Source organism: Microbacterium sp. Leaf203 (genome assembly GCF_001421275.1).
In the GTDB taxonomy this organism is placed as follows: Bacteria; Actinomycetota; Actinomycetes; order Actinomycetales; family Microbacteriaceae; genus Microbacterium; species Microbacterium testaceum_A.
The window spans coordinates 1,225,576-1,229,137 of record NZ_LMKF01000022.1 but is presented as its reverse complement, the minus strand read 5'-3'; the positions used below and the strand labels follow the sequence as shown (position 1 = coordinate 1,229,137).

The following is a 3,562-nucleotide window of genomic DNA, read 5'->3' as shown; positions in this document are numbered from 1 at the left end:
TGCAATCCGGCCCGTCCGGGCCCTCCGAAGGGCCCGAGAACCGCGGGTTGCAGGAGATGTGCCCGCCGACGATCCGAGCCGCGGCCCGGACATGCAGAAGGGGCGGATGCCGTGTGGCATCCGCCCCTTCCGGGTTTCAGGATCAGCGCAGGGCGTCGACCACGGCGTTCAGCGTGGCCGAGGGGCGCATGACCTTCTCGACGAGCTCCGTGTTCGGGCGGTAGTACCCGCCGATCTCGGCGTGGTGGCCCTGGACGGCGTTGAGCTCGCCGACGATCGTCTGCTCCTCCGCGGCCAGCTTCTCGGCGACCGGGGCGAAGACCTGGGCGAGGTCGGCATCGGTCGACTGCTTCGCCAGCTCCTGCGCCCAGTACAGGGCGAGGTAGAAGTGGCTGCCGCGGTTGTCGATCGTGCCCAGGGCGCGGCCGGGCGACTTGTCGTTCTCGAGGAACGTGCCGGTCGCGGCGTCGAGGGTCTGCGCGAGCACGCGGGCGCGCTCATTGCCCGTGGTGTCGGCGAGGTGCTCGAGCGAGGCCGCGAGGGCGAAGAACTCACCCAGCGAGTCCCAGCGGAGGTAGTCCTCTTCGACGAGCTGCTGCACGTGCTTGGGGGCCGAGCCGCCGGCACCGGTCTCGAACAGGCCACCGCCCGCGAGCAGCGGGACGATCGAGAGCATCTTGGCGCTCGTGCCCACCTCGAGGATCGGGAACAGGTCGGTGAGGTAGTCGCGCAGCACGTTGCCGGTGACCGAGATCGTGTCCTCACCGCGGCGGATGCGCTCGAGCGAGTACGTCGTCGCCTCGGCGGGGGCGAGGATCTCGATGGTGAGGCCCTCGGTGTCGTGGTCGGCGAGGTACTCGTGCACCTTGGCGATGAGGTTGCGGTCGTGCGCGCGGGTCTCGTCGAGCCAGAACACGGCCGGGACACCGGTCGCGCGGGCGCGGGTGACGGCGAGCTTCACCCAGTCGCGCACCGCGACGTCCTTGGTCTGGGTCGCGCGCCAGATGTCGCCCGTGCTGACCTCGTGCTCGAGCAGCACGTCGCCGTTCGAGGCGACGACCTGAACGCGGCCGGGAGCGGCGATCTCGAACGTCTTGTCGTGGCTGCCGTACTCCTCGGCCGCCTGGGCCATGAGACCGACGTTCGGCACCGAGCCGATGGTCGCCGGGTCGAGGGGGCCGTTCGCGATGACGTCCTCGATGGTCGCCTGGTAGACGCCGGCGTACGAGGAGTCGGGGATCACGGCGAGCGTGTCGTCCTCTCCCCCGTCGGCGCCCCACAGCTTTCCGCCGTTGCGGATGAGCGCGGGCATCGACGCGTCGACGATCACGTCGCTCGGCACGTGCAGGTTGGTGATGCCCTTGTCGCTGTTGACGTATGACAGGCGGGGGCCGGATGCCAGAGCGTCGCGGATCTCGGAGGCGATGGCGTCGCCGCCCTCGACGTTCGACAGACCCGCGAGGATCGAGCCGAGGCCGTCGTTGGGGGTCAGGCCGGCCGCGGCGAGAGCGTCGCCGTGGCGGTCGAACACGTCGGCGAAGAACGCCTTGACGACGTGGCCGAAGATGATCGGGTCGCTGACCTTCATCATCGTGGCCTTCAGGTGCACCGAGTAGAGCACGTCGTCGGCCTTCGCCTGCGCGAGGGTGTCGGCGAGGAAGGCGTCGAGGGCCGCGGCCGAGAGGAACGTGGCATCCACGATCTCGCCCTGGAGGACCTTGAGGCCCTCCTTTAGCGTGGTGGTGGAGCCGTCGGCGGCCACGTGCTGGATAGTGAGCACGTCGTCGTCGCCGAGCACGACCGACTTCTCGTTCGAGCGGAAGTCGTCATGACCGAGGGTCGCGACGCGGGTCTTCGAACCCTCGGCGAACGCCTTGTTGCGGTGGGGGTGCTTCTTCGCGTAGTTCTTCACCGCGAGCGGGGCGCGGCGGTCGCTGTTGCCCTCGCGCAGCACGGGGTTCACAGCGGAGCCCTTGATGCGGTCGTAACGCGCGCGCACGTCCTTGTCTTCGACGCTCGACGCCTCATCGGGGTAGTCGGGGATGTCGTAGCCCTGCGACTGGAGCTCCGCGATCGCGGCCTTCAGCTGCGGGATGGATGCCGAGATGTTCGGCAGCTTGATGATGTTCGCCTCGGGCAGCGTGGCGAGACCGCCGAGCTCGGCCAGCGCGTCGCCGACCTGCTGCTCGGGCGTGAGGCGCTGCGGGAAGGCCGCGAGGATGCGGCCGGCGAGCGAGATGTCGCGGGTTTCGACGTCGACACCCGCCTGCTTCGTGACGGCCTGCACGATGGGCAGGAACGACGCGGTGGCGAGAGCCGGCGCCTCGTCGGTGTACGTGTAAATGATGGTGGAATCGGGCACGTCAGATCTCTCCGTAGAGGCGGCCAGGGTTGCGATTCAGCCTATCGCACGTGGGCAAAGTCTCTTGATGTCGAGATAGTTCTCGGCATCCCTCCGCCGTCCCGTGCGGACTTCTCAGCCCCGGATGCCGTGCTCTCGCGCGGTCTTCGGGTGCCCCAGGCTCTCGCGGGGAACGTCGACCGCCCGCGCCCACCCCGGTCCCTCGACCACGATGCCGCGAGCGACGAGATCGTCGATGGCGGCATCCACCTCTCGAGCGATCTCGGGCGCGACCTCTCCCCCGACCACCATCGACACGATGACGCGGCTGAGATCGTTCACCGTGCGCGTCGTGAGGACGACGACCGCCTGCATCGAGAGGGGTCCGACGCGGGTGGTGAGCAGGGACAGACCGGTCCCGTTGAAGAGCGTGTCAGCGATGAAGCTGCCACGTTCGTAGACGCTGAGCGTCTCTCCCGTCGCACCCGGGTTCGCGTGGGCCGCTCGCTCCGGCGCGGCACGCAGATGTGCGCGCTGCAGAGCCTGCTCGAACGCGAGCAGAACGGCATCCTGAACGCCCTGCGGAACGTGCACCGTGCAGGACAGGGCGATCCGGTGACGCCCCGCGCTCGTCTCGGGCGCTCGCAGGGGCCGGTCAGCATCGTGCACCCGCCCAGCGTATGCACAGGTGACGAGAACCGCATGCGACGGCATGCGATCTTGGGGGCGGGGTGGGGGTGCCGCTAGCCTGGGCCCATGGCTGACCTGCGTCTCGTCGAACTGTCCGCCGCCACGATCGTGGCCGTGAACACCCTGTCGCTCAAGCCCGGGCAGGAGCAGTTCCTCGCGCCGGTCAGTTACGGCATCGCGGCGACCGTCAGCAACCCGCAGACGTCGTGGCAGCGCGTCGTGCTCGACGGCGACGAGGTCGTCGGCTTCGTCAGCGCGAACTTCGACCCGGACGCGCACGAGGAGCACTTCCGATCGGTGCTGTGGCGCATCAACGTCGACGCCGACGAGCAGGGCCGCGGTGTCGGCAGCTACGCGATCGCCGCTGTCCTCGAAGAGGCCCGTGGCCGCGGCATGGACCACGTCGACGTCATCTACGAGCCCGGCGTCGGCGGACCCGAGACGTTCTTCCAGCGCGTGGGCTTCGAGCCCGTCGGCGAGACCGAGTATGGCGAGATCATCGCCCGCGCCAGCGTCTGACCCGTTCTCGGG

3 protein-coding genes are annotated in these 3,562 nt (G+C 69.2%); 1 reads left to right on the top strand and 2 read right to left on the bottom strand.

Annotation, left to right across the window (positions count from 1 at the left end; genetic code table 11):
- Positions 1-142: 142 nt before the first annotated feature.
- Together ASE56_RS06965 and ASE56_RS06960 are read right to left on the bottom strand one after the other, a co-directional pair.
- Complete coding sequence (locus ASE56_RS06965; RefSeq protein ID WP_056226667.1) at positions 143-2,362, bottom strand: NADP-dependent isocitrate dehydrogenase; 2,220 nt, start codon at positions 2,360-2,362, stop codon at positions 143-145.
- A gap of 114 nt (positions 2,363-2,476) precedes the next feature.
- Positions 2,477-3,010, bottom strand: a complete 534-nt coding sequence (locus tag ASE56_RS06960) for a hypothetical protein (RefSeq protein ID WP_156371627.1) — start codon at positions 3,008-3,010, stop codon at positions 2,477-2,479.
- Between the two features lie 87 nt (positions 3,011-3,097).
- Between ASE56_RS06960 and ASE56_RS06955 the strand changes: the two genes are divergently transcribed.
- Positions 3,098-3,550, top strand: a complete 453-nt coding sequence (locus ASE56_RS06955; protein ID WP_056226663.1) for a GNAT family N-acetyltransferase — start codon at positions 3,098-3,100, stop codon at positions 3,548-3,550.
- Positions 3,551-3,562 lie beyond the last annotated feature (12 nt).